We start from the raw sequence: 19,980 nt of genomic DNA on the forward strand, positions 1-19,980 counted from the left end.
TGCCGCAGCGCCGTTCCCGGCGATCCCGAGGTCACGACCTCGGTGCGGGGGCGCGATGATGGTCCCATGGTGAAGTGTTCTGAGGTGGATGCGGTGGGCGGTACTCGCCCGACAGCGGCCGGCCGGGCCCCCGGCGGGCCGGCGGCCCGGAGCGGGGCGGGGTCCGGTCGGTGAGCGCGCCGCTGTACCAGCTCAAGGCGGAGTTCTTCAAAACCCTCGGTCACCCGGTGCGTATTCGCGTGCTGGAACTCCTCAGCCGACGCGAGCACGCGGTGTCCGAGATGCTGTCCGAAATCGGCGTCGAAGCGGCGCACCTCTCCCAGCAACTGGCCGTCCTGCGCCGGGCCAACCTGGTCGTTCCCCGTCGCGAGGGCTCCGCCGTCTACTACTCGCTGACCAACCCGCAGACGGCGGAGCTGCTGCGGGTGGCGCGGAACATCCTGTCCGGCGTGCTGACGGGCCAGGCCGAACTGCTGGCCGATCTTCAGGCCGCCGAACCCTATGCCGATTCCGCACGCGATTCCGACGCCGAGCCCCGGCGGCGCGGGCCCACGCCGCGGTGAAGGCCGGCAGGACGCTCTTCTCGCACCGTTGCTGCGACCCTCAGTAGGCCTCAGCAGCTCCGGCGTCCCGAACGTGCCTAGGAGCCCCCGGGGTCCCGGGGGCTCCTAGGCGGATCAGGCCGAAGGCCCTGGCCGCGCCCCCGGGGCTCTTCGGCCGTCACTTGCCCGCCTGGAGCGCTCCCCAGGTGCCCGGTCCCACGATGCCGTCGACCGTCAGGCCCCGGCTCGTCTGGTAGCTCCGCACCGCGGTCGCCGTCCCAGGGCCGAAGCTCCCGTCGATGCCGACCGTCGAGCCGAGCGCCGCGGTCAGCGCGCGCTGGAGCCGCTTCACCGTGTCGCCCGAGGCGCCTTCCGCGATCTCGGGCGTGGTACCCGCGGACAGCAGCGCGGTCCACGTCCTGGCCCCCACCACGCCGTCCGACTGCAGCCCGCGCGCGGTCTGGAACTTCTTCACCGCACCCTCCGTGTCCGGGCCGAAGCTGCCGTCCACCTCGCCCACCGGGTAGTTCTGCGCGTTCAGCAGCGTCTGGACGGCTCGCACCTGGGTGCCCGTCGAACCGCTGCGCTGCGTCGCGTACGCCGTGAAGCTCAGCCCGTCGGCGCCGGTGCCGCCGTCGTTGCTCCCGCCGACCAGCTCCATGTAGCGGTCCCAGTCCCAGTACGGTCCGGGGTCGGTGTGGTCGTTGCCGGGCACGTCGACGTGTCCCATGATGTGCGTGCGGTCCTTCGGGATGTCGTACCGGTCGCACAGGTACGCGGTCAGGGCGGCCGAGGACCGGTACATCGAGTCCGTGAACCAGGACGGGTCGTCGATGAAGCCCTCGTGCTCGATGCCGAGCGACGAGGCGTTGGCACTCCGCGCGTGGTACGCGGTGTCGCTGTCGCGCACCATCTGGGTGATCTGGCCGTCCGACGAGCGCACCACGTAGTGGGAGCTCACCTCGGACACCGGGTCCTGGAACCAGCTGATCGTGCCCGCGTACGAGCCCTGCGTGACATGGACGACCACCTTGTCGATGGTCGCCGAGCGGCCCGTGGCGAAGTTGTTCGGGTCGGCCGCGGCCCAGAGGGCGGACGGGTAGTCGGCGCTCCGGACGCTCGCGTCCGTGGTGGTGAGGCCGTCCTTGTGCGGGGAGACCGGGCGGCCCGTCACCGAGATGCGCTCGCCGTCCGGGGCGACGGCGTCGAGTCCGTCGGCCAGGAACGTGTAGACCGTGTCGGCGTAGAGGGCGGCGGCCGGCCCGTCGGCGCCGCTGTACCGGGCGACGACCGGGTACCAGGCGCCGAGGTCGCCGCGGTCCCCGGCGTCGAGACCCAGCTTGTCCGCGTACCCCCGCAGGACGGCCGCGCCGCCCAGGATGTTGGCCGGGGTGTCGGTGCGGAGCTCGGCCGGAGGCTTCCCGGTGAGGCCGGCGGCCTGCTCCAGGGTCCGGTGGGCGGGGTTGCTGACCAGGTGCATGACGCCGAAGCCGTTCGCCTGGCTGGGGCGCCCGGAGTGGCCGTCGAGCCGGGTCTCGCCGTAACCGACGGCGGCGAGCAGATCGCGGGGTACGTCGTACGTCTCGGCGGCCCGCTCGAACGCCCGGTTCATGGGGCGCCCGGTGTCCGTCGAGGCGAGGGCCGGGGTGCCGGTCGCGGCCAGGACGGTGGCGGTGAGGGCCGCGAGCACGGTGGCGCGGGCCTGGGTGTGGGGGGCGGCGCGTGTGGGCATACCTGCTCCTGCTCGTGGTGGGAGGAGAACGGCGCCGGACCCGGACAGCTGGGACCGGGGGCCGCGAAGCCCGCTCAGGCTATCGACCCGCCAAGGGCATGACAAACATTGCAGGGCGTGTCGAACTCCCTTTCATCCCAATGGAGTTGAGGCTCCCGCGAAGGAAGGAAATGCCCTCCGGACCCCGCCGCCGGGGCGGGGTCCGGACGCCTGGTCCTACCAGCGGTCGCGGTGGATGACGTCGGCCACCGGGCGGCGCCGGATCGGCCCGAAGTTGCCCTGCGGCCATCCGACGGGAATGGCCGCGAAGGTCCGCATGTCCTCGGGGATGCCGAGTGCTTCCTTCCACTCCTGTTCCAGCATCAGGTGCCAGATGGTGATGTTCGCCGCCAGCCCGAGCGCCCGGGCCGCGAGCAGGACGTTCTGGACCCCCGGGTACACGCAGGAGCCCTCGGCGAGTGCCTGGAAGCGGGTCTGTGTGCTCATCATGTGCTCGACCCCCGCCGGGCCGAGCGCCTGCGCGTAGGCGGCCAGGCCCTCCTCCTCCATCCGGGGCTCCGGGAACCGGTAGCAGGGCACGATCAGTGCCGGTGTGTCGGCGAAGTGGTCGCGCTGGTACTCGATCGCGGCGACCATCCGGCCGTACGCCGCGTCGTCCATGCCCTTGGGCGCGTACTTCCCGGTCGTCGCCAGATACGCGTCCACGCACCGCTTCCACAGCGGAGCCAGACGGGCCATCACCTCACGGTCGGTCACGACCACGTACTCGTAACACTGCATGTTCCCGCCGCTGGGGCCCCAGACGGCGGCCTGTATGAGCTGCTCCAGCGTCTCGTCCGGGACGGGCTCCGGCTTGAGTCGGCGCATCGCGCGCATCGTGGACATGGTGGAGAACAGGGCCTCGGCCTCGGCCGTTCCGGCTGCCTGAGTCGTTTCGATCTTCATGATCGCGGAGTTTACGGGCGAAGCCCGGCCTTGAGGAGGCCCGTTGGCCGGCCTGTGAAGGGCGTGCGCCGCGCCGGCCCCGCCCGCGCCTCCGCCCCTTGCCGCGCCCCGGCCAAATCGCACACCTGGACAACCCCCCACCGCACGGGGGAACGCGGACCGGACCCGCCGCCGGCAGGGCGTATAAAAGGTTCCTCCGGACCAGCCGGCGTCCCCCGATGGCAGGCACACCCCACGCGGCATGGCGTCACCGCGTACGACAGCGGAGGAGTGCCCCCATGAGTACGGCAGACGAGATCAGCACCTTGCTGGTGGCGAACTTCGGAACCGACCCGGTGGCGATCCGGCCCGAGGCGTCACTCCGTCAGCTCAGGCTGGATTCCCTGGCCCTGGAGGAACTACGGCTCCTCATCGAGGACCGGCTGGGCGTCGATCTCGACGACGTCCAGCTGACCTCGCGCGACACCGTCGCCCAACTCGTCGACGCCGTGCACGGCAAGGCCGCGGCATGACGGCCCGCTACCGGCCGGAGCCGTTCTCCGCCGCTGTCACGGGCATCGGCCTGGTCACCGCGGCCGGCGTCGGCACCGCCGCCGCCTGGCGCGGGGTGTCCGGGGCCGCCGAGGCTCCTTCGGTCCTGCACCGGCCCGAACTCCACGACCTGCCCTGTGACTTCATGTACACCATCACGGGTCTCGACACGAAGGCCCTGCTCGGGATCGCCGCCCAGCGGCTCATGGACCGCTTCTCGCAGCTCGCCGTGATCGCCGCCCGTGAGGCCGTCGCCGACGCCGGACTCGACCCCTCGGTCTGGGACAGCGGCCGTGTCGCCGTCGTCATCGGCTCCGCGCACGGCGGGCTGCCCTTCTACGACGAGCAGCACACCGCCCTCACCGAGCGCGGCGCCCGCAGGGTCTCGCCGAAGCTGGCCCCGCTCACCGTCGTCAACGGCGCCGCCAGCAGCGTCGCCACCGATCTCGGCGCCCACGGCCCGAGCCAGGCCGTCTCCACCGCCTGCTCCTCCGGCACCGTCGCCATCGGCACCGCCCACCAGATGCTGCGCACCGGCGCCTGCGACATCGTCGTCGCGGGCGGCGCCGAATCCGTCTGCTCCCGGCTGCTGATCGCCAGCGCCTGCCGGCTGAAGGCCGTCTCCACCCGGCGCGACGACCCCGAGGCGGCGTGCCGGCCCTTCGACACCCACCGCGACGGCTTCGTCGTCGGCGAGGGTGCCGGCCTTCTCGTCCTGGAACGTCCCGAGCACGCCGCCGCCCGCGGCGCCACCGTCCGCGCCCACATCGCCGGTTACGGGGCCTCCAGCGACGCGTACTCCGCCGTCGCCCCCGACCCCGACGGCCGCGGCATCGAACGGGCCCTGCGCACCGCACTCGCCGACGCCGGGCTGGCCGGCGCCGACATCGGCCACGTCAACGCCCACGGCACCTCGACCGTGGCGAACGACCTGATCGAGGCGACGATGCTGCGCCGCGTCCTGGGCGAGCACCCCCTCGTCACGTCGACCAAGGCGATGACCGGCCACACCCTCGGCGCCGCGGGCGGCATCGAGACCGCGCTGACCGTGCTCGCCCTCCAGCACCAGCTCGTACCGCCCACGGTCAACCTCGACGCCCCCGACCCGGAGATCCCCATCGAGGTGGTGAGCAAGGAGGCCAGGGCGGGTGCGTTCGACGCCGCGGTCAAGACCTCGCTCGGCTTCGGCGGGCACAACGCCGCACTCGTCCTCACCAGGGCCTGACCGCGCGGCGGACGTAAGGACCAAGCACCGATGACCATGCCCGAAGAGATCATCCGGAACCTGTCGGTGCAGGGGCTGCGCTACAGCTACCGCGTCCTGACGCAGCCCTCGCCCCGCACCGAACCGGTCGTCGTCCTCGGCGGCGCCCTCCAGGGGATGTACGGCTGGCCGCAGTTGGACGAGCACCTGGGCCCGCACGCCCAGGTCGTCACCGCCGACCTGCCCGGGATGGGCGGCGCCGACCCGCTGCCGCCCGGCACCGGCGACGACCTCCTGTACGCCGCCGTCGCGGGCATCATCGACGACCTGGGCGTGGCCCGGGTCAACCTCTTCGGGTTCTCCTACGGTGCGGCGATCGCGTTCGGTTGCGCCCGGCGCAACCCCGGCCGGATCGCCCGGCTGGCCCTCGGCGGCGTACCCGCGCACATCAGCGACGCCCAGCGGAGCCAGTGGGGCCAAGCGGTCGAACGGCTGAGGGCCGGGGACGTGGAGGGACTGGCCACTCTGGCCGCCGAGGCGCTGATGTGCCTGGACCCGGGGCGGACGGTCCACCGCAGGGAACTCGCCCTCCGTTACGTCCGGCGGTCTTTCGCGCACGCGCTCACCCACTCCCCGCACGCGGAGCGGTCGCTGCGCCGGGCGCTGGCTCACCGGCCCGACTTCTCCGGCGGGTTGAGCGGAGTGCCCGCGCTCGTCTTCGCGGGTGAGCACGACACCGTGACCTCGCCCGAACGGCAGCGCGTCTTCGCGGAGACGATCGAGGGCAGCCGCTTCCTGACGATCGGCGACTCCGACCACTGGGTCGTGCTGGAACGGCCCGACGACGTGGCGGACCTCGTCGCCCGGTTCTTCACCGACCGCCCCCTGGAGGCCGCGCCCGCACTGCGGCCGCTCGCCTCGCTGCCGCGCCCGCGCACGGGCGCGGCAGGTCCGGTCCTGCCACGGCCGGGCGGCTGAGCCGCCCGGCCCTCCGATCACGGGATCAGCGGCGGCCGTCGACCTTGATCCGCACGATCTGCGGGTCGTGGTCGCTCGCCTGGTCGGCGAACTCCGCGTTGATGTGCACCACGTCGTAGTCGAAGCGCCGGACACCGGGGCTCGTCAGGATGTGGTCCAGCGTCTGCGAGTTGCCCTCGTACACATAGCTGTACTGCTCGTTCGCCGGCAGCGTGGTGATCAGCGGCTTGAGGGCCTTGCCCGCGGTCAGCGCGGACATCGTGGGCGAGAACGCGAAGTCGTTGAGGTCGCCGAGCGTCACGACCTGCGCCGACTTGTCCGCCGCCAGCAGGGACTTCACGAAGGTGTTGACCTCCGCGGCCTGCTGGACCCGCTTCGTCTCGGAGCTGCGCGACGGCTCCTGGTAGCGGCCGTGCAGCGGCTGGTCGCCGCCCTTGGAGGCGAAGTGGTTGCCGATGACGAACACCGGCTTCCCGTGGAAGCGGAACTCGCCGACCAGGGGCTTGCGGCTGTCGGACCAGGCCTCGCTCGCCGGGTTGATGCGGCCGGGCGACACCGACAGGGTCACGCCCTTCCGCGTCGGCACCGCCGCCACGGCGGTCGTCGCGTCGCCGCCCGCCCGGTCCACGAAGGAGACCCGGTGCGGGTTGAAGAGGAAGACGTTGCGGATGTTGCCGCCGGGCTCGCCGCCGTCCTGGCCGTCCTGCGGGGCGACATAGCGCCAGGCGTACCGGGGTCCGCCCGCCGCGACGATCGCGTCGGTGAACCGCTTCAGCGTCGCCTCGGAGCCGACCGTGCCGTCGCTGACCGCGCCGTTGTCGTCCTGGATCTCCTCAAGCGAGACGATGTCGGGGGAGGAGAGGTTCACCGCGACGCCCTCGGCGAGCGTGTCGAACTTCGCCTGCTCGTCCAGCGCGTCCAGGTTCTCCACGTTGTACGTGGCGACGGCGAGTTCGCCGCCCTTCTGCTTCCGGGTGACCTCGCGCCGCAGGTGGTTGTCGGTGAGCGTGCCGAGCTCGGTCGCCTGGAGGTTGTAGCCGCCGAACGAGGCGTAGTCGATCACACCGGTGGTGGTGCCGGACAGCACGTCGCCGACGTTCCCGACCGGGAAGGGCCGCGTGGTGTCGAGCGACATCACCTTGATCCGGCCGGTGTTCTGGTCGGTGTACGAGGAGTACAGCGTCCCGCCGCGCACGGTCGGGTTCTGCTTCGGCTCGACGGTCACCCAGATCTCGTCGTACGAGGTCGTGGCCCCCGTGACGCGGGTGTCGGCGATCTGTACGCGGGTGCCTTCGAGGGACTCGTAGAGGTCGAGGGCGTACGTCGAGGGCTCCAGCGGCAGCGCGTCGATGGAGGCGCCGCCCGCCGAGGGCACGTACGCGTCGGGCACCGAGGCCGCGTCGAGCACCACCGGTGCCGGAAGGGCGTTGCCCGACGAGAGGACCGTGGTCCTGGGGGCGGTGATCTCGGTGATGGACTGCGTGGTGGCCGACGGGTAGTACTCGTCGACCGTGCCGCTGACCAGGACGGAGTCGCCCACCGCGACCGCCGGGGCGGTGGAGCCCGTGTACACGAACACGCCCTCGCCGGTGCGCGGGTCCGCGTCCGGGGCGGCGTCCTGGATCCAGAAGCCCTTCGAACCCGTGGTGCGCACGGCGGTGACGATGCCGGGCACCCCGGTCACCGCCTTGCCGTCCAGCGGGGAGACACGGGTGGTGCCCTGGATGTCGTGCACGCGCACGGTGCCGGGCTCGGTCGGGTTGCCCGGGTCACCCGGGTCCGTGCCGCCGCCGGACGTCAGGCCGGCCGCGTTGACCGGGGTGGGGGGTGCGGCGGCCAGGTCCGCGGCGTTGTCGTCGGTGTCGGAGAGGGAGGCCGCGCGTGCCACGGAGGCGGTGGCGGAGGCGCCGGTGGCCGGGCCGCTGCCTTCCCGGACGACCGCGGAGCCGTAGCCCACCAGGTCGACGATGCGGGTGTCGGCGGCGCAGTCGGCCGCTGTCTTGCAGGTCAGCGGAGTGGTGCCGGAGACCAGCGCGATGGTTCCGCTCGCGGCGGACATGGCGACCGTACCGGTGGCGTCCGGTGCGGGCAGGGCGACGGTGCCACCGGTGCCCGCGGCCTGGGCGACCAGATAGCGGCCGCCGGGCGCGACGGAACCCGTCAGCGCGGAGACCTGCCAGAGCGAGCCCGCGGACGGAGCACCGGGAAGGTACTGGACGCTGAACCCGGACAGGTCGTACGCGGCGGAGCCGGAGTTGGCCAGCTCGACGAAGTCGCGGGTCAGCGTCGCCCCCGAGTTCCCGCCGCCGCCGTACACCTCGGAGATCACGGCGGTCGAGGACGGTGCCGCGAAGGCGGCGGGCAGCGCGGTCGCCGAGAGGGTCACGGCGACCGCGCCGGCCAGCAGGACGGAACGGGATCTGGATATGCGCACGGATACTGCCCCTCAGAGTGTGGTGAGGGAGCACAAGCTATGCGCGTAGAACCGGCGATGACAAGGCATCAGAGGTTAATTCCAGAAATCGTTCCCCGGTCCTGCCGGGTGGGCGCCGCCCGGCCCTTCCGACGCCGTGCCCCTGCCCGCTTCCGGACCCGCTGTTCACATGCCTGCCGTACTCCCGTCATGCCCCGCAACTCCGGGGCAACGCCCGCCCTGCGCAGAGGTGTCCAGGATGCGGTGAGGGTTTGACCGGGTTGAGCCGGTCCGGCTACGTTGCGCGGCATGCAGCGATCCGCACACCTGACGACGCGAGGTCATATCGACCTGAAGCGTGTGTGCTCCGCCGTGTGTCACCGCGTCTGAGAGCACCACGCCCGCGCCGAGGGGCCCACGCCCGCCCCGGTTTCCTCGCACGGTCTCTCTCCACGGAAGAGGCAGCACCCTCCGGCCCCGCGCCGCAGACGGCCTGCCCCGAGCTCCGTACCGGAGCACGCACCGCGTCAACCGCTGCCACCGAGGACCTGGAAGACACTGTGAAGAGTCTGTCTGCGCCCGTCCGCCGCCCTCACAAGGACCGCCCCACCCCGCTGCGCCGCTCCGACATACCCGCCGCCGCACCCGGCCGCCGGCTCGCCGGCACCGGCTCCGTCTTCGGCGCGATCCTCGACCACGGGCCGGTCGCCCGCTCCACCGTCGCCCGGCTCACCGGCCTCTCGCCCGCCTCCGTCAGCGGGCACGTAGGCCGGCTGCTCGCCCGCGGGCTGGTCCGGGAGAGCGCGGAGACATCCGGCCCCAAGGGGCTCGGCCGGCCGCACGTCCCCGTCGAGGTCGACACCGCGCGCTTCCTGGTGGCCGGCGCGCACATCGCCGTAGCCCACTCCACCGTCTCCCTGATGGACCTGCGGGGCCGGATCGTCGCCGAGGACCGGCAGCCGCACCGCACCACCGAACCCCGCTCCATGCTGGCCGGACTCGCGGCCCGGCTGCCCCGGCTGGTGGCCGCGCACGCCGGCGGACGCACCGTGCTCGCCCTCGGCCTGGCCACCGGCCACCGGGTCGACCCTGTGACCGGGGTCATCGTGGCCCATCCGCAGCTCGGCTGGCGCGATGTGCCGGCCCGGGACATCCTCTCCGCCGCGACCGGGCTGCCGGTCCACGTGGACAGCCACTCCCGGGCACTGGCCCGGGCGGAGCAGCTGTTCGGCGAGGAGTCGACCCGCAGCAGCGCCGTCCTGCTCTTCGTCGGCGCCGTGGTGGACGCGGCCTTCGCCACCGAGGGGGCCGTGCATCGGGGCCCGCGCTCGGGGGCCGGCAGCGTGGCGCATCTGCCGCTCGGCGCGGGCGGGACGGGCGGTGCGGAACCGTGCTCCTGCGGGCGGTCCGGGTGCCTCCAGTCGGAGGTGTCGGAGCGCGCCATGGTGCGGCGTGCGGCGGCGCGGGGGCTGTACGTCGGCTCGTTCCCGGAGCTCCTGGAACAGGCGCTGGCCGGTGACGCGCGGGCGGTGGCGCTGTTCCGCCGGCGGGCGCGGCTGGTCGGCCGGGCGGCGGCCCTGCTGCTGGACGTGTTCGATCCGGAGGTGCTCGTCGTGGTCGAGCCCGGGGCGGGCCGGATCCCGGAGTGTCTGGCCGATCTGCGGGCGGAGGTGGCGGAGCGCTCGTGGGTCTGCGACGACCCGGAGCGAGCCGTCGTCCCTTCCAGCTTCACGGGCTCCGTGCTGGCCACAGCCGGTGGCGCGGTGGCGCTCGGTGCGCTGTACGTGGACCCGCTCGGCCCCTGGCCGGCGCTGCCCGCGGTTTCCTGACGCCCCTTCAACCCCGGCCCTCGTATCCGACTTAATTCAGACAGTTGCATTGTTGACCGGGCCCGAATCGGAACGGGATGATGGATTCATGACCAGCCGACAGCGGAATTCAGGAGACGCGTCCTCGGTGACGCGCGCCTTCCGCCCCGTCGTGCCGTCCCGTGTGTGCGCATGGTGTCGGTGTTGTCGCCCCTGTCCGGGGCCCCGATAACCATCCGCTGAATTCGGGTGAGAGTTCCGCGCCGTCGCGCGCCTCGCCCCGCACAGGTGTATTCACCTGTCGCATCCCCCTGCCATTTTGTTCCGCTTTCCATCACGGGAGAGACGTTGACCATCACCGCGCACTCATATCTGGCGCCCGCCGCGAAGGGCGTCGCCCCGGACCGGTTCAAGCAGGCGTTCCGCCGCTACCCCGCCGGAGTGGTCGTCGTCACCGCCGACGCGGGCCACGGCCCGATCGGCTTCACCGCAACCTCGCTCAGCTCCCTCTCGCTCGACCCGCCGCTCGTGTCGTTCGGCATCGGGACCGGCACCTCGTCCTGGCCGCACATCGAACGGGCCCGCACCACCGTCGTGAACTTCCTCGGCGCCGAACAGCGGTCCCTGGCCACCACCTTCGCCACCAGCGGCATCGACCGGTTCGCCGCCCCCACCCGCTGGCGCCGTCTGCCGGAGGGCGAGCCGGTGCTCGACGGGGTGGCCGGCTGGCTGCGGCTGGAGACCGAGCAGATCGTCCCGGCCGGCGACCACCGCATCGTCATCGCCCGGGTGGTGGACGTCCGGCTCGACGAGGGACGCAGCCCGCTGCTCTTCCACGACGGCGCCTACCACTCCCTCTGACAGCCGGCCCACTCCAAAAGACTACGGATCAGGAATTCACCATGGCACGCCACGACTCGTACAGGACCGTCGGCCGCAGGTCGTTTCTCGCCCTCGCCGGAGGAGCGGTCATCGGCGGTCTTGCCGCCTGCTCACCCCAGGTCAAGACAGCGGCAAGCGCCGAGCCCGCAGGGAAACTCCCCTCGGGGGCGCCGCCGCCGGGTACGAAACTCTCCATAGCCGTCCGGTCCACGCAACTCCAGCTGGGTCCCGCCGGATTGCGGAAGGAACTTCCCTTCACCGTTTCGCAGTGGCCCAATCTGGCTGCGGGTCCCGATATCATCCAGGGATTCCGGGCCCATTCCATCGACCTCGCGATCAATGCCGGAATTCCGCCGATCCAGGCCCACGCCATCGGCGTCGGAGCGAAGATCGTCGCCGTGCAGGTGCGGAACCATCCCTCGTACGTCTTCGCGACCGCGCCCGGCTCGGACATCAGGTCCGTGGCCGACTTCCGCGGGAAGAAGATCGGCTTCTCCCAGGGCCAGGCGCAGGGCGTCGTCGTCCTGCGCGCACTGAAGCAGGCGGGCATCGCCAATGAGGACGTCGAACTGGTCGCCCTGCCCAGCACCCAGTTCCTCACCGCCCTGCAGTCCGAGCAGGTCGACGTGGCGCCGCTCGGCGAACCGACCCTCACGAAGTACCTCGCCCAGTACGAGAAGGACGGGGCGCGCGGGGTGACGACCGACGTGGTGGACCTGCTCTCGGTGCTCTGGGCGCCCAACGAGGTGCTGAACGACCGGGCCAAGGTGGCCGCCGTCCGCAGCTTCATCCCGCTGTGGGCCCGCGGTCAGACCTGGGCCTGGGAGAACACCGACGAGTGGATCGACACGTACTACGTGAAGGACCAGGGCGTCACCCGGGAGGACGGCAAGCGCATCGTCGCCTCACTCCACAAGCCGCAGTTCCCGGTCAGCTGGGACAAGGCGATCGCATGGGAGCAGGAGACCGCCGACCTGCTGGCCGACGGCGGCTTCGTACCGGAGCAGGACGCCGCCGCACTGTTCGACCGCCGCTTCGAGGGGATCGCGGCCGCGGCCGTGGCCGCCCAGTACCGGGAGACGTCATGACCGAGGTGCTGACGAACACCGCCACCGCCGACCGCGTGAGTACGGCCGACGTGCCGCTGGAGAAGACCGCGGCCGAGCCGGCCGACGGGCGGGCGCCCGGGACGAAGCCGGAACCGCCCGCACCCCGCGCCGCCACCCGCCGGCGGCTCGGCCCCGGCCGTGCCGTTCCCTTCGGGCGGCTGATCGGCCCCGTGCTGGTCATCGCCCTGTGGTGGTTCGCCTCGGCCATCGGCTACCTCGACCCGAGGATCCTGTCCGGACCCGGCACGGTCCTCTCCACCGCGTCCGATCTCGTCTCCAGCGGCCGGCTCCAGGACAACGTCCTCATCTCGCTCCAGCGCGCCGGACTGGGCCTGTTCTTCGGGGTGACCGCCGGGGTCCTCCTCGCCGTCGCCGCCGGGCTCAGCCGCACCGGCGAGTACCTGCTGGACGGGCCGCTCCAGATCAAGCGCGCCATCCCCTCCCTGGCCATGCTCCCGCTGCTGATCCTCTGGCTCGGCATCGGCGAGCAGATGAAGGTCACCGTCATCGCGCTCGGCGTCGCGGTGAACATGTACATCAACACGTACGCCTCGCTGACCGGCATCGACAGCAGGTACGTCGAGCTGGCCGAGGGCCTCGACCTGAGCCGCGCGCAGTTCATCCGCAAGGTCGTCGTGCCCGGTTCGCTGCCCGGCTTCTTCGTCGGACTGCGCCTCGGCGTCACCGCGTCCTGGCTCGGACTGATCGTCGTCGAGCAGATCAACGCCACCAGCGGCATCGGTTACATGATGTTCCAGGCCCAGCAGTACGCCCAGTCCGACGTGATCATCGTGGGCCTGGTGGCCTACGGGATCTTCGGCTTCGCATCGGACGCGGCGGTCCGCGCCGTCGAGAGGAAGGTCCTGTCATGGCGACGCACTCTGGCGGGCTGAACCCCGTCCACGGGACCGGCACGACGGCGGTCGGGGAACGTCCCGCCATCCGTACCAGGAAGCTGGTCCGCCGGTTCGGGGACCGCGACATCCTCAAGGAGCTCGATCTCACCGTCGCGCCGGGCGAGTTCACCGCGCTGCTCGGCCGCAGCGGCTCCGGCAAGTCCACCCTGCTGCGGGCCGTCGCCCGGCTCGACCACACCGTCGAGGGATCGGGCGAACTCACGGTCCCCGACCGGGTCTCGCTCTCCTTCCAGGACTCCCGGCTGCTGCCCTGGCTCCGGGTGATCGACAACGTCACCCTCGGACTGCGCGGCCCCAAGGCGCGCGAGCGCGGCCTCACCGCCCTGGCCGAGGTCGGCCTGGAGGGCCGCGACCGGTCCTGGCCGCACGAGCTGTCCGGCGGTGAGCAGCAGCGCGCCGCACTGGCCCGCGCCCTGGTCCGGGAGCCCGAACTCCTCCTGGCCGACGAGCCGTTCGGCGCCCTGGACGCGCTGACCCGGATCAAGATGCACGGACTGCTGCGCGAACTCTTCGATCGCCACCGTCCCGCGGTGCTGCTGGTCACGCACGACGTCGACGAGGCCGTCGAACTCGCCGACCGGGTGCTGGTCCTGGAGGACGGCCGGATCTCCGTCGATCTCACGGTCGACCTGCCCACCCCGCGATCCCGCCGCGACCCCCGGTTCCAGGAGTACCGCGACACGCTGCTCACCGCCCTCGGTGTGGCGCAGACCCCGACCCTTTCCGAGCAGCAGAAGGAAGCCCATGTCCCGCACGCCTGACCGCAAGCAGCTGCACCTCAACGCGTTCCTCATGTCCACCGGTCATCACGAGGCGTCCTGGCGGCTTCCCGAGAGTCCGGCCGAGGCCAACTCCGACATCGAGCACTACAAGAACCTCGCCCGGATCGCCGAACGCGGCAGGCTGGACTCGGTGTTCCTCGCCGACAGCCCCGTCCTGATGGGTGACCCCGGCCGGCGGCCCTCCGCCAAGCTGGAGCCCACCGTCCTGCTCACCGCGCTGGCCGGGGCCACCCGTCACATCGGCCTGATCGCCACCGCCTCGACGAGCTACAACGAGCCGTACAACCTGGCCCGCCGGTTCGCCTCGCTCGACCACGTCTCCGGCGGCCGGGCCGGCTGGAACATCGTCACCACCGCGGGCGCCGACGCGGCCCGCAACTTCGGCCTGGACGACACCCCGCTGCACCACGACCGCTACCGGCGCGCCGGTGAGTTCGTCGAGGTGTCCACCAAGCTCTGGGACAGCTGGGCCGACGACGCCGTGATCGCCGACAAGGAACGCGGCGTCCACGCCCTGGCCGAACGGGTACGGAAGATCGGCCACAGTGGGGAGTTCTTCCGCGTCGACGGCCCGCTCAACGTACAACGGCCCCCGCAGGGCTATCCGTTGCTCGTGCAGGCCGGGTCCAGCGAGGACGGCAAGGACTTCGCGGCCCGTTACGCGGAGGCGGTGTTCACCGCCCAGCAGACCCTGGAGGAGGGCATCGCCTTCTACAAGGACGTCAAGCAGCGCGCCGAGCTCATCCGCCGCAACCCCGACGGCATCAAGATCCTGCCCGGCATCGTGCCCGTGATCGGCGACACCGAGGCCGAGGCCCTGGCGCTCGACGCCGAGCTGGAGAACCTCATCGTCCCCGAGTACGCCAAGCGGCAGCTCGCCCGGACACTGAGGATCGCCCCGGACGACCTGGACCTCGACGCGGAGATCCCCGAGGACATTCCCACCGAGGACGAGATCGAGGGTGCCAAGAGCCGCTACACCCTCATCGTGGAGCTGGCCAGGCGCGAGAAGCTGACCGTGCGTCAGCTGATCGGCCGGCTCGGTGGCGGCCGCGGTCACCGCACCTTCGCCGGCACCGCCGAGCAGGTCGCCGACACCATCGAGCACTGGTACGACAGCGGGGCCGCCGACGGCTTCAACATCATGCCCGCCGTCCTCCCCTCCGGCCTGGAGGTCTTCGTCGACCGGGTCGTCCCGATCCTCCAGGAACGCGGCCTCTTCCGCACCGAGTACACCGCGAGCACCCTGCGCGGACACTACGGGCTGCCGCGGCCCGCCAACCGGCTCTTCGAGACCGTCGACCGCGGTGAGGGCCACTTCGGTATCGGCCTGGCGGAGGCCCGGTGACGGACTGTCCGTGATGAAGGGCTTGACCGTGGGTGCGTGCCGTGGGCCCGTCACGGACGGCCCCGAACCGGAATCCGGCACGCACCGGTGACCACCGCCCGGGCGGGCAGTTCAGGAGACCGGCACCCGGTCCAGGAAGCCGCTGACCGAGCTGATCCGCCCGTCGTCGGCCAGAGTGATCACGTCCGAACCGGCGACGGGCGCCGAGCCGTCGGCCGCGGCGACCAGTTCCCAGCTGAAGCGGGCCAGGGCATGGTGCCCGTCCACGGCACCGGCCGGCCGGAAGGAGAACCCGGGGAACTGCTGCTGGGCACCGCTGATGGCGGCGGCCAGGGCCTCGTGTCCCCGTACGTCGGCCAGCGGGTCGGTGTACGTGGCGTCCTCGGTGAACGCCGCCGCGACGGCCTTCTCCAGCTCCTCGGCGGTGGCGGCGTTCCAGGCGGCGAAGTAACGCTGGACGGCCTCGTCGTATGCGGTCATCGTGGGGTCCTCTCCCTCGGCTCCGGCCGCTGGGCCGGGAGCGCTGTGCTGGTGAGGAACACGATGCCGGACGGGGTGGAGAGCGTCGATTACCTCCGGGGTAAGGGCGGCGGAGGCGGTCCGGCAGGGCCTACAGCTGCGCGTCCGGAATGACGTGCATGGCCGCCTCCTCGGCGGACGCGGCCGCTCCGTCGATCCCGACGTCCTCGCCCGCCATGCTGTCCGGCTCGTTCAGGTCCAGTTCACGGGTGAGCCGTCCGGCGCGTACGTCGCCGACCTCCGCGTCCCGCGGCTCGCCGTCCCCGTCGGACAGGTCGCCGTCGTCGTCGCCGGGCGGATCGGCGGTCTCGGGCAGCTCACGGGCCAGCCGGCCCTCCAGCGTCTCCCCGCTGAGCTGCTCGGACCCGGTGGTGCCCCGGTCCTCCACGACCCACGGCCGCTCGGGAGGCGAGTACCCCTCGTCCAGGACGTCGGCGAGCTGCCGGTCGTCGAGGGTGTCCGCCGCGTCCAGCTGCTCGACGGGGTCGGAGGCCTCCGGCTGCTGGGGCTGGTACACATCGTCGCCCCGGTCGGCACCTTCCATGACGATTCCCTTCCCGGTGTCGGGGATCCCGGGCCATGCCTGCCGTACGACGCGGGAGCAAAGGGCCGTAGCGGCCCGATTGCCTTGAACTTCTCCCATACCCCTTCAGGATAGGCAGCCGGGGCCGGGGCTCGCACCGTGCGGCCGTGCACGGGCGGGGACGGCCGGTGTGCGAGACCATGGAAGGTGCGGGCCGGACGGACGGGCGCCGCGTGAGCAGCCCGTTCGCAGCCCGGTCCGCACAGCCCGCCGAAGGCCGTCGTGGAGAGGCCGTCATGGATTACCCCGAGACTTATCAGCTGGTGTTCCAGTCGTCCGCCGTGGAGGACGACACGGTGATCGTGCGGCGGACCGCACAGTCCGGGGCGGGCGGATACCCGGTGTACGAGGACGAGACCGGGATCGTCCGCGCGGAGATCAGCGAGCGCGGAGAGGTGCGCATGCTCGCCAGCGGCGGGCACCAGCTCCTCGGGACACCGCTGGTCGCGCCCGGCCCGACCGCCTGAGCCGGCCGGGCCGCCCGCACCCCCGCGGCGACCACCGCCCGCTAGGGCGTGTTTCGAAAGTCCCGCCTGCTCGGCGGCGTCTGGCACGCACGCTCGCCGCGTTGTCGGGATCACCCCGATACAACCAGTATCGGGGCGACCCTCCGCCTTGCGATCGCACGCACCAGACGCCGCCGAGCCCGCCCTCCGGGCGGACGGCGCTACTTCCGAAACACGCCCTAACCGCCTGAGCGGGCGGCGGCCCTCACCCCTGCGGACCACCGCCCCGGGATCATGTGCGCATGACCGAACCGCATCCGCTTCCGCTCGCGGGCATCACCGTCGTCAGCCTGGAACAGGCCGTCGCGGCGCCCTTCGCCACCCGTCAGCTGGCCGACCTCGGCGCGCGCGTCATCAAGGTCGAGCGTCCCGGCGGCGGTGACTTCGCCCGCCGCTACGACACCACCGTGCACGGCCAGGCCAGCTACTTCGTCTGGCTCAACCGCTCCAAGGAGTCCCTGACCCTGGACCTCAAGGCGCCCGAGGGGCGCGAGATCCTCGATGAACTCATCGCCACAGCCGATGTGTTCGTACAGAACCTCGCCCCCGGCGCGGCCGACCGGATGGGACTCGGCGCCGCCGCCCTCCAGGCCCGGCACCCCTCCCTCATCACCTGTACGGTCAGCGGCTACGGCACGAGCGGATCGTGGTCCGGACGCAAGGCGTACGACCTCCTGGTGCAGTGCCAGACCGGACTGCTCTCGATCACCGGGTCGCCCGACGAGCCCGCGCGCTCGGGCATCTCCGTGGCGGACATCGCCGGCGGCATGTATGCGTACAGCGGCATCCTGTCCGCCCTCTTCACCCGGGCCACCACCGGCCGGGCCCCGACCGTCGAGGTCTCCCTGTTCGACGCGCTCGCCGAGTGGATGAGCCAGCCCGCGTACTACACGCGCTACGGCGGTACCCAGCCGCCGCGGATCGGCGCACAGCACGCCACGATCGCGCCGTACGGGCCGTTCACCGCCGCCGACGGCAAGGACGTGATGCTCTCCATCCAGAACGAGCGCGAGTGGGACGCCCTGTGCGTCACCGTCCTCGGTCTGCCCGGGCTCGTCGACGACGCCCGGTTCCGCACCGGCCCGGACCGGGTCGCCCACCGCGAGGAGCTCAACGCGATCGTCGCCGCACGGTTCGCGGACCTCGGCAGCGAGGAGGCCGGGGAACTACTGGACCGGGCGGCGATCGCCAACGCCGGCGTGAACTCCGTCGCGGAGTTCCTCGACCATCCCGCGCTCATCGAACGCGAACGCTGGCGTGACGTATCCGTGCCCGGCGCCCCTGGGCCCGTACGGGCACTCCTCCCGCCGGTGGACCTGGGCGGGGTCGCCCCGAGGATGGACCCGGTGCCGGCGGCGGGCCGGCACACCGAGCGGATCCTCGCCGGTCTGGGCCGCAGCGCGGCCGACATCGAGCGGCTGTGCGCCCGCGGCGTCGTGGAGACCGCGGGTCCTTATCACGACGCCGCACCCGACGACATCATGCCGACGCAGGACAATTCGTCCTGAGCCGTCCAACACTTGGTCGAAATTTTGCCCCTGATGGGATGCATCCGGAGGACACCAGGCACACTCGACCTGTAGGAATCTCGCCACGAAGAGGATCACGCATGATCACGTTGAAGAAGGAAGACGGCCCGGCGGATCTGGACGGGGTGACCCACCTGTCCATCGGGGTGTCCTGGGACCCCACGGTCGGTGCCAGTGGCGGACTGATGGGCAAGCTCCGTCAGAAGAAGGGCACCGACCTCGACCTGATCGCCATCGCGATGCAGGGCGCGGAGCCCGTCCGGCTGGCAGGCCTGGATTCCCTCGACCCGCTGGCCAACGGCGCGCTCGTGCACAGCGGCGACAACCAGACCGGGCACGGTGACGGTGACGACGAGACGGTGACCGTCGACTTCGCCCGGGTGCCGCCCAACATCACGTCCATCGTCTTCATCGCCGCCGCGTACAAGAAGCACAGCTCCTTCCAGAGCGCGCGCAACATCAGCTTCAAGGTGTACGACGCGACGGGCGGCACCACCCAGCAGGTCGCCGACATCTGGCCGAGCCTGCTCAGCAACGACAACGGCTGCGCCGTGGCGAAGGCCATGCGGGTCGGCGGCAGCTGGAAGCTTGAGGTGATCAACGAGACGGGGAAGATCAAGCAGGGCGACGAGCAGGCCCTGATGCGCTTCGCGGTCAGCAAGTAGCCAACGGCCACTGGCAGGCGTCCGGCGTGAGCGCCCCGGCCCCGGCCCGTACGCGGCGTCTCAGTCGACGCGCCGCGCACGGGCCGGGGCCGTCGCGTTCCCGGAGGCCAGCGGCGAGCGCGCCAGTGCCACGCAGCCCACGGCGATCAGGCCGAGCGCCAGCAGCTCCGGAATCACCCACCAGCCGGTGCGCAGGTCCTCGCCGAACAGGGTCACCCCGTAGAGGATGCTGATCAGGGCATCGCCCAGGGTCAGACACGGCTGGACCGCGACCAGCGTCCCCGCCTGCAGCGCGTTCTGCAGCAGGAACAACGCGCCGACGCCCGCCACCGCGGTGCCGTAGAGCTGCCAGGACGTGAACAGCGCCGCCGCCCCGCCCTCGTCGAGCCGGGCCATGGCGTCCTTCATCAGGGCTGCGGTCAACGCGTACGCACAAGCGGCGGCCAGGCCCAGCAGCGCCGCCCGGGGATTGCCGCGGGTGGCCAGAGCGGCCCCGATCAGCGCCGCCTCGAACAGACCGGTCAGGATCAGCGCGGGCACCCACGCGGCCCCGTGCACCCTCGCGCTGCCCCCGCCCGGAGCGGCCGACGCCATGCCGAGGGCCAGACCGAACGTCACGGCCGCCACGCCGGACCACACCGGCCGCGGCAGCCGCACCCGCATCACGGAGCCGGCCATCAGGAGCGTCGCCGGCAGTTCGATCACGAAGATCGGCTGCACCACGGCGATGGGGCCGGTGGCCAGCGCCACGGCCTGGCAGACGGCGGCGACGATCACCAGGCCGATGCCGGCCAACCACACCTTCTGGCGCAGCAGATGGCCGATCAGGGACAGCCGCATCGCGTCGCTGTCGGGGGCGGTGCTCGCGGCACGACGCTGGAGGACGGAGGCCGCACCGTTGCTGAGCGCGGTCAGGACGGCGAACAGGACGCTGATCACCGGACCATGATGCGGGCGCCCGGCACGCAATCCGGGAACCCGTCGGCA

Annotated in this window: 19 protein-coding genes; 13 read left to right on the forward strand and 6 right to left on the reverse strand. The window is 71.9% G+C overall.

The annotated features are described in order from the left end of the window. The first annotated feature begins 170 nt into the window (after positions 1 to 170). Positions 171 to 563: an ArsR/SmtB family transcription factor gene (locus tag OG446_RS30930; protein ID WP_328897090.1), complete on the forward strand. Its 393-nt coding sequence runs from the start codon at positions 171 to 173 to the stop codon at positions 561 to 563. A 157-nt stretch (positions 564 to 720) separates the two neighbouring features. On the opposite strand, the gene OG446_RS30935 is transcribed toward OG446_RS30930, so the two are convergent. Both OG446_RS30935 and OG446_RS30940 read right to left on the reverse strand, forming a co-directional pair. After that, a complete protein-coding gene (locus OG446_RS30935; RefSeq protein ID WP_328897091.1) occupies positions 721 to 2,274 on the reverse strand; it encodes a peptidoglycan-binding protein in 1,554 nt (517 codons plus the stop codon). A 216-nt stretch (positions 2,275 to 2,490) separates the two neighbouring features. After that, positions 2,491 to 3,219, reverse strand: a complete 729-nt coding sequence (locus tag OG446_RS30940) for a nitroreductase family protein (RefSeq protein WP_328897092.1) — start codon at positions 3,217 to 3,219, stop codon at positions 2,491 to 2,493. A 278-nt stretch (positions 3,220 to 3,497) separates the two neighbouring features. Between OG446_RS30940 and OG446_RS30945 the strand changes: the two genes are divergently transcribed. From OG446_RS30945 to OG446_RS30955, 3 genes are read left to right on the forward strand one after another with little or no spacing between them, the layout of a single operon-like run. Beyond that, on the forward strand, positions 3,498 to 3,731 hold the full coding sequence (locus OG446_RS30945) for an acyl carrier protein (protein ID WP_328897093.1): 234 nt from the start codon (positions 3,498 to 3,500) through the stop codon (positions 3,729 to 3,731). After that, positions 3,728 to 4,975, forward strand: coding sequence for a beta-ketoacyl-[acyl-carrier-protein] synthase family protein (locus OG446_RS30950; RefSeq protein ID WP_328897094.1), 1,248 nt, complete (start codon positions 3,728 to 3,730; stop codon positions 4,973 to 4,975). The genes OG446_RS30945 and OG446_RS30950 overlap by 4 nt, the downstream gene beginning before the upstream one ends. A 36-nt stretch (positions 4,976 to 5,011) precedes the next feature. After that, positions 5,012 to 5,932, forward strand: coding sequence for an alpha/beta fold hydrolase (locus tag OG446_RS30955; protein ID WP_328898470.1), 921 nt, complete (start codon positions 5,012 to 5,014; stop codon positions 5,930 to 5,932). Between the two features lie 25 nt (positions 5,933 to 5,957). Here the strand turns inward: OG446_RS30955 and OG446_RS30960 are convergent, their stop codons facing one another. Next, positions 5,958 to 8,366 (reverse strand): endonuclease/exonuclease/phosphatase family protein, encoded by a 2,409-nt coding sequence (locus tag OG446_RS30960; protein ID WP_328897095.1) that lies wholly within the window; start codon positions 8,364 to 8,366, stop codon positions 5,958 to 5,960. Between the two features lie 539 nt (positions 8,367 to 8,905). On the opposite strand from OG446_RS30960, the gene OG446_RS30965 reads away from it, so the two are divergent. The 6 genes from OG446_RS30965 to OG446_RS30990 all read left to right on the forward strand — a co-directional run bounded on the left by OG446_RS30965 (position 8,906) and on the right by OG446_RS30990 (position 15,191). After that, positions 8,906 to 10,174: an ROK family transcriptional regulator gene (locus tag OG446_RS30965; protein WP_328897096.1), complete on the forward strand. Its 1,269-nt coding sequence runs from the start codon at positions 8,906 to 8,908 to the stop codon at positions 10,172 to 10,174. A 327-nt stretch (positions 10,175 to 10,501) separates the two neighbouring features. Further along, positions 10,502 to 11,014 (forward strand): flavin reductase family protein, encoded by a 513-nt coding sequence (locus OG446_RS30970; protein ID WP_328897097.1) that lies wholly within the window; start codon positions 10,502 to 10,504, stop codon positions 11,012 to 11,014. A 41-nt stretch (positions 11,015 to 11,055) separates the two neighbouring features. Further along, positions 11,056 to 12,123 carry an ABC transporter substrate-binding protein gene (locus OG446_RS30975; protein ID WP_328897098.1) on the forward strand — a complete coding sequence of 356 codons (1,068 nt, stop codon included), beginning with the start codon at positions 11,056 to 11,058 and terminating at the stop codon, positions 12,121 to 12,123. Continuing rightward, positions 12,120 to 13,037, forward strand: coding sequence for an ABC transporter permease (locus tag OG446_RS30980; RefSeq protein ID WP_328897099.1), 918 nt, complete (start codon positions 12,120 to 12,122; stop codon positions 13,035 to 13,037). The genes OG446_RS30975 and OG446_RS30980 overlap by 4 nt, the downstream gene beginning before the upstream one ends. Further along, positions 13,013 to 13,822 (forward strand): ABC transporter ATP-binding protein, encoded by an 810-nt coding sequence (locus OG446_RS30985; protein ID WP_328897100.1) that lies wholly within the window; start codon positions 13,013 to 13,015, stop codon positions 13,820 to 13,822. The genes OG446_RS30980 and OG446_RS30985 overlap by 25 nt, the downstream gene beginning before the upstream one ends. Beyond that, the gene (locus OG446_RS30990) at positions 13,806 to 15,191 is read left to right on the forward strand and encodes an LLM class flavin-dependent oxidoreductase (RefSeq protein WP_328897101.1); all 1,386 of its coding nucleotides are present in this window, start codon (positions 13,806 to 13,808) and stop codon (positions 15,189 to 15,191) included. Before OG446_RS30985 ends, OG446_RS30990 begins: the two co-directional genes overlap by 17 nt. Positions 15,192 to 15,302: 111 nt before the next feature. Here the strand turns inward: OG446_RS30990 and OG446_RS30995 are convergent, their stop codons facing one another. Both OG446_RS30995 and OG446_RS31000 read right to left on the reverse strand, forming a co-directional pair. Then, the gene (locus tag OG446_RS30995; protein ID WP_327172834.1) at positions 15,303 to 15,671 is read right to left on the reverse strand and encodes a nuclear transport factor 2 family protein; all 369 of its coding nucleotides are present in this window, start codon (positions 15,669 to 15,671) and stop codon (positions 15,303 to 15,305) included. A 130-nt stretch (positions 15,672 to 15,801) separates the two neighbouring features. Then, positions 15,802 to 16,254, reverse strand: a complete 453-nt coding sequence (locus OG446_RS31000; RefSeq protein ID WP_328897102.1) for a DUF5709 domain-containing protein — start codon at positions 16,252 to 16,254, stop codon at positions 15,802 to 15,804. A 275-nt stretch (positions 16,255 to 16,529) separates the two neighbouring features. Between OG446_RS31000 and OG446_RS31005 the strand changes: the two genes are divergently transcribed. From OG446_RS31005 to OG446_RS31015, 3 genes are all read left to right on the forward strand, one after another. After that, positions 16,530 to 16,760: a DUF6296 family protein gene (locus OG446_RS31005; protein WP_328897103.1), complete on the forward strand. Its 231-nt coding sequence runs from the start codon at positions 16,530 to 16,532 to the stop codon at positions 16,758 to 16,760. A gap of 281 nt (positions 16,761 to 17,041) precedes the next feature. Next, positions 17,042 to 18,307 (forward strand): CaiB/BaiF CoA transferase family protein, encoded by a 1,266-nt coding sequence (locus OG446_RS31010; RefSeq protein ID WP_328897104.1) that lies wholly within the window; start codon positions 17,042 to 17,044, stop codon positions 18,305 to 18,307. Between the two features lie 101 nt (positions 18,308 to 18,408). Next, positions 18,409 to 18,993: a TerD family protein gene (locus OG446_RS31015; protein WP_148021658.1), complete on the forward strand. Its 585-nt coding sequence runs from the start codon at positions 18,409 to 18,411 to the stop codon at positions 18,991 to 18,993. A 60-nt stretch (positions 18,994 to 19,053) separates the two neighbouring features. On the opposite strand, the gene OG446_RS31020 is transcribed toward OG446_RS31015, so the two are convergent. Continuing rightward, the gene (locus OG446_RS31020; protein ID WP_328897105.1) at positions 19,054 to 19,932 is read right to left on the reverse strand and encodes a DMT family transporter; all 879 of its coding nucleotides are present in this window, start codon (positions 19,930 to 19,932) and stop codon (positions 19,054 to 19,056) included. Between the last annotated feature and the right edge of the window lie 48 nt (positions 19,933 to 19,980).

It is taken from the genome of Streptomyces sp. NBC_00236 (assembly GCF_036195045.1).
GTDB lineage: Bacteria > Actinomycetota > Actinomycetes > Streptomycetales > Streptomycetaceae > Streptomyces.